Below are 4,742 nucleotides of genomic sequence, written 5' to 3' on the forward strand. Positions count from 1 at the left end.
GGGGAGGAGCGACCAGCGGGTGCAGGCCGCCGGCCCGCCCGCCGAGCCGGGCGGGGGCAGGGCCGCCGCGGCGCGCGCGGCGGCCGGCAGCTCCCACAGCGGCGCCCGGGGCGGCGGCGGGTCCACCACGACCGGCTCGACCCCGGGCGTCGGACTGCACCAGAGACTGCGGATGCCCGTCGGCGGACCGTCCGGGACGAGCGGCACGGCGGAGCCGTTGACCGCGCCGCAGACCGCCTGCTTCGGCGGTTCGGGGGCCCGGTGGAACAGCGACCCCGGGCCGCTGCCGGCCAGTGTCGCCGCCGCCGCGCCGCCGACCGCCACCGTGATCAGCACCGCCGCCCCGGTCCGGGTGGCGTTCGCCAGTCGGTGCCTGGCGCGCAGCACCGGCACCGGAGGCCGTTGCGGCTCCGGGCAGCCGCGGACGGCGGCCCGGTGCAGCAGTCCGGCGAGCCCGTCGGCGAAACCCTCGGCGGCCGGATCGGGCCCGACCAGGTCCGGTACCCACTGCGCCAACGCCGCCCGGGCGGCCCACACCCGGCCCTCGGCGGCCGCCACGGTCGACTCCACCTCGACGGCCACGGCGGCGGCGGGCAGGCCCAGGCCGTCGTGCAGCACCAGCGCCCGGCGCTGCGGGCGGGAGAGCCGCTTGAGCGCCTTGAGCAGTGCGCGGTCCCGGTCGGTGAGCCGGTCGTGGTCCGGCAGTACGGCCTGCGACTCGTCGGCCGGGCGGACCTTGATCCGCCGGTGCGGCAGCCGCCAGACGTGCGTCCGCCGCGGACCGCCCCGGTGCCACGGCGAGAGCGCCGCCTCACAGGCCCGCGCCCGCACCCAGCCCTCCGGATCGGCCCCGGCCGCCACCTCGTCCCAGTGCCGGCGCGCCTCGCCGAAGGCCAGCCGCACGCAGTGCACGGCGCGGTGCTTGCAGGCGGTGAGCAGGAAGACCTGTTGGACCAGGCGGGTGTGGGCGGCCTCGTACAGCTCCTCGAAGGACGGTACGGGTACGGCGTCCAGGGGCTCCGAGGTCGCACCTGCCGCGTTCGCGGCGGCCAGCGCGGCGGCGGCGGGCCTGTGGTCGTTCGGCTCGGGGGCGCTCCCGCCGTCGGTGCGAGGCGACCCGGCGGGTGCGGGGCCGTCGGCGGGGTTCGTCCGGGCGGGCGGCTTCGCGGCGGTGCCGGCCGGCCTGCCGCCGTTCGGCCGCGGCGGCGCGCCTGACGCCGGTCCGCTCCGGGGGGCGGTGCGGCCGTCGGTGCGGGGCGTCCCGGAGGCGGCGGGGGTGTTCACCGCGCCGGTGGCCGGGGCGCCGGGTGTGCCGCCGTCGGTGCGGGGCGCCCCGGAGGCGGCGGGGGTGTGCGCGGCACCGGCCTTGCCGCCGTTCGGCCGGGGTGTCCCGGGGCGCGTGGGGGTCGAGTCTGCGGCGGGTCGCGGCGTGGGGGCCTCCTCCCCGGGGCGCGGGGCTCCGTGGGAGGCGGCGTCGCCCGGGCCGGTCGGCCGGGCCTTGGCGTGCCCGCGCCGTTCCCGCCCGGCCGGTTGCTCCACCGGGGTGCCGGGCCCCGGCGTGTCCGGCGGGCCCGCCGGACCGCCGGAGGCGCCCTGAGCGGGGCTCAGCAGTGCGGCGAAGGCGACGATCTCGGCGTGGGTCCGCGTGCCGAGCTTGCGCATGGCCCGGTGCTGGTAGCTGCGCGCGGTGGCCGGGGTGACGCCGAGCGCCGCCGCCGACTGGGCGAGGTCCAGGCCCGCCGCGAGGTGGGCGAGGGCCTGGGCTTCACGGGGCGTCAACTGCCGCAGCAGCCGGAGCGCCTCGCTCTGCTCTCCGGCCGGCCCGTTCGCCCCGGTGGCCCGGCCGGGCCCGTCGGCACCCGCGGCACCCGCGGCACCGGCGACGCCCGCGGCGGCCTGCGCCCCCCGGCCCCGTTCGGTCCGGCCCTTTCCGGGGCGTTCCTTCCCGGGGCGTCCCGGGGGTGCCGGGGGGTCGGCGGATCCGGCGGTCCGGGCGGGGTGGTTGGCGGCGGCGGCGTCGGCCGGGCGCTCGGCGGTCGGCGGCGTGGTCATCAGACGCTCCGGGCCGGAGCGGGGGCGACGGCATGAGGGCAGGGTCTGAAAATGCGCATAAGCCAATAATCTGGGACACGACGGTGGTTTGCCTCTTCACGGAGCATGGCGAGTCGCCTTGGCACCATGAGGCGCATGACGCAGCTGATGGGCCGTCCGATCCTGGAAGTGCCGGGCGAGCTGGGCGCCAGACCCGTCCTGGCCGACGTGCTCACGGGGGTGCGGACGGCGCTGCTCGGCCTGGCGGTGGTCGCCGTCCCGGTCCTCGGGCTCTGGGTGGTGACCCCGTACGCGGACGACGGCGCGGCCGGCGCCGTTCGGCTGGCCGGGGCGCTCTGGCTGCTCGGGCACGGCGCGCCGGTGCTCCGCGGCGCCCTGGACGCCCCGCTGACCGTGACTCCGCTGCTGCTCGGCCTGCTGGCGGTGGGCCAGCTCCACCGCGCGGGTGCCCGGGCGGCGGCCCGGCGCCGGCTGCGGCCGCGCTGGAGCGGTCCGTTGGCGGTGTGGTCCGGCTACTGCGCCGTCGCCGTGGTGGTGGTCGCGCAGTGTTCGGGCGCGGGCCTGTTCCGGGCGCGGGTGCTGCCGGACGTCCTGGTGGTGGCGCTGGTGGCGGCCGTCGCGACGGCCGTCGGCGCCCGGGCGACCGGGGCACCCTCGCCGAGGTCCGGACCGGCGTCCTGGCCGGCGCCCTGGCGGGTGCTCCGGCGGCGGGCGCTGGACGGGCTGCCCGCCTGGGCCCGCCTGGACGGGGGCGCGGCGGCGATCCGGTCGGCGGCGCTGGCCGCCGGTGTTGGGCTGGTGGCGGCGGGTGCGGCGGTGGTCGCGGTGGCGGCGCTGCTGGACGCGGTGACCGGGGGCGGCCACGGCACGGCGGCGCTCGCTCAGGGCCCGGCCGCGGTCGCCGGACTGCTGCTGCTCAGCGTGGCGCTGCTGCCGAACGCGGTGCTCTGGGGGACGGCCTACGCGCTGGGCCCGGGGTTCGCGGCGGGTACGGGGACGGTGGTGGCGCCGTCCGGCACGGTGCGGGGGCCGGTGCCTGACTTCCCGCTGTTCGCCCTGCTGGCGGAGCCCGGCGCGGGCGGTTGGCGGCAGCTGGTCTGCCTGCTGCCGGCCCTGGCCGGGGTGGTCCCGGCCGTCCTGATCGGCCGTGCGGCGGCCGGGGCCCGGTACCCGGGCGGCGCGGACCGGACCATCCGGCAGCGGGAGGAGCCGGCGCCGGCCCGGCCCGGCCCGTGGCGGCCGGCGGGGACGGCCGTCGCCGTGCTGGCGGTGGCCCTGCTGACCGGTGCGGCCGCCGCGGTGCTCGGCTGGCTCTCCGGCGGGGCGCTGGCCGGCGGCCGGATGGCGGAGCTGGGCCCGGCGCCGTGGCGGACGGGGCTGGCGGCGGCGGGCTGGATCGCCGCGGTGGCCGTCCCGGGCGCCCTGCTGACCCGGGCCCGGGTCGCGGCCCGGGCGTCGGCCACCACGGCGGCGGCCGGGGCGGACACCGGACTCGATACCGACGCGGTCGGCCTGCCCCGGGGCGGGACTGTCGGCGTCCCCGGAACCGTCGTTCCCGGAACCGTCGGCCCCGGAACCGTCGGATTGCCCGGGGCCGTCGGCGCCCCCGGGAGCGGCGCGATCGCCGGCCGCGCGCGCCGGGGCGTGCTGTGGCTGCGCGCCCGCGCGTACGCCGTGGTGCTGCGGCTGGGTCGGTCGGCCGACGGCGCGGAGGCGGCCGCGGAGGACGTGACCGGCCTGGACGAGCTGGACTGACGGCGCCGCCGTCCGTCCGCTACCCGCTACTCGCTCTTCGAGGTGATGTCCACGTACCACTTCGGCGCGAGGCGCTCGCAGTTGTCCGCGCCGGTCGAGGTGAGCGAGTCCCGGACGCAGGTCACGTAGTCGTTGTAGTAGAGGCTGAGGCCGATCACCGAGGAGACGAAGACCACCGTCATCGCGCCGGTGAGCACCCCGGCGAGGGCGGCCGGGGTCAGCGGGTTGGGGGCGGCGGACTCGCCGGCGGCGGGTGCCGCCCCGCCGGTCGCGGTCGCGGCGGCCGGCTTGGGGGCCCGCATCGCGGCGACTCCCCAGACGATGGCCAGCGCGCCGACGAACAGCGCCACGTAGTGCAGTGAGGCGAACGCGCAGACCAGCGCGCCCATACCGGCCAGCGCGGCGTTGCGGGCCTTGCGCTGCGCCGGGTCGCTCGGGTCGAGCTTGGGCGGCTGCGGGGCGGGCGGGCGGGGGTGCCAGCCGCCGCCCTGGTAGCCGGGGCTCCACGGGTGCGGCGGCGGGACCTCGGGCCGCTCGTCCGGGTTCCCGCCGCCGTCGGTGCCGTCGGCACCGTTGGAACCGCTGGAACCGTCCGAACCTCCGGCGGGCCCGGGGTTGCGGGGCTGCCACGGCTGGTCCGGGGCATCCGCCGGCGGCGGCGCGAAGGGGTTGCGCTCGCCGGTGTTGTCACCGCTGCTCATGGTTCAGCCATTCCTTCTCGGTCGGTGGGGCGGACGCCCGCGCCACCCTATGATCCCGCAGTCGCCCGTGGGGCCTTCGGCGGCCTGCCTTCGGGGCGCGTTCCACCGCACCGGCGAACCCGCGAGGGCCCGCCCGCCCGGCCGCACCCGACGTCCCACCCCCGGGCCCGCCGCCCCACTCCGTCGGCGCCCCGCCCCGCCCGACCGGCCACCGCCGGCAGCTCCGCACCACCC

3 protein-coding genes are annotated in these 4,742 nt (G+C 79.9%); 1 reads left to right on the forward strand and 2 read right to left on the reverse strand.

Annotated features, from left to right (window positions below; all coding sequences use genetic code 11):
- Nucleotides 1-2,052, reverse strand: a 2,052-nt coding sequence (locus tag ACFWA9_RS38245; RefSeq protein WP_380394015.1) for a LuxR C-terminal-related transcriptional regulator, incomplete at its 3' end; no start/stop codon positions are given.
- 135 nt (nt 2,053-2,187) lie between these two features.
- Between ACFWA9_RS38245 and ACFWA9_RS38250 the strand changes: the two genes are divergently transcribed.
- Entirely contained in the window at nt 2,188-3,807 is a 1,620-nt protein-coding gene (locus ACFWA9_RS38250) for a DUF6350 family protein (RefSeq protein WP_380394018.1), read from the forward strand.
- A gap of 26 nt (nt 3,808-3,833) precedes the next feature.
- On the opposite strand, the gene ACFWA9_RS38255 is transcribed toward ACFWA9_RS38250, so the two are convergent.
- Complete coding sequence (locus ACFWA9_RS38255) at nt 3,834-4,508, reverse strand: hypothetical protein (RefSeq protein ID WP_380394021.1); 675 nt, start codon at nt 4,506-4,508, stop codon at nt 3,834-3,836.
- Nucleotides 4,509-4,742: the final 234 nt, after the last annotated feature.

The organism is Kitasatospora sp. NPDC059973 (assembly GCF_042737525.1).
Taxonomy (GTDB): Bacteria; Actinomycetota; Actinomycetes; order Streptomycetales; family Streptomycetaceae; genus Kitasatospora.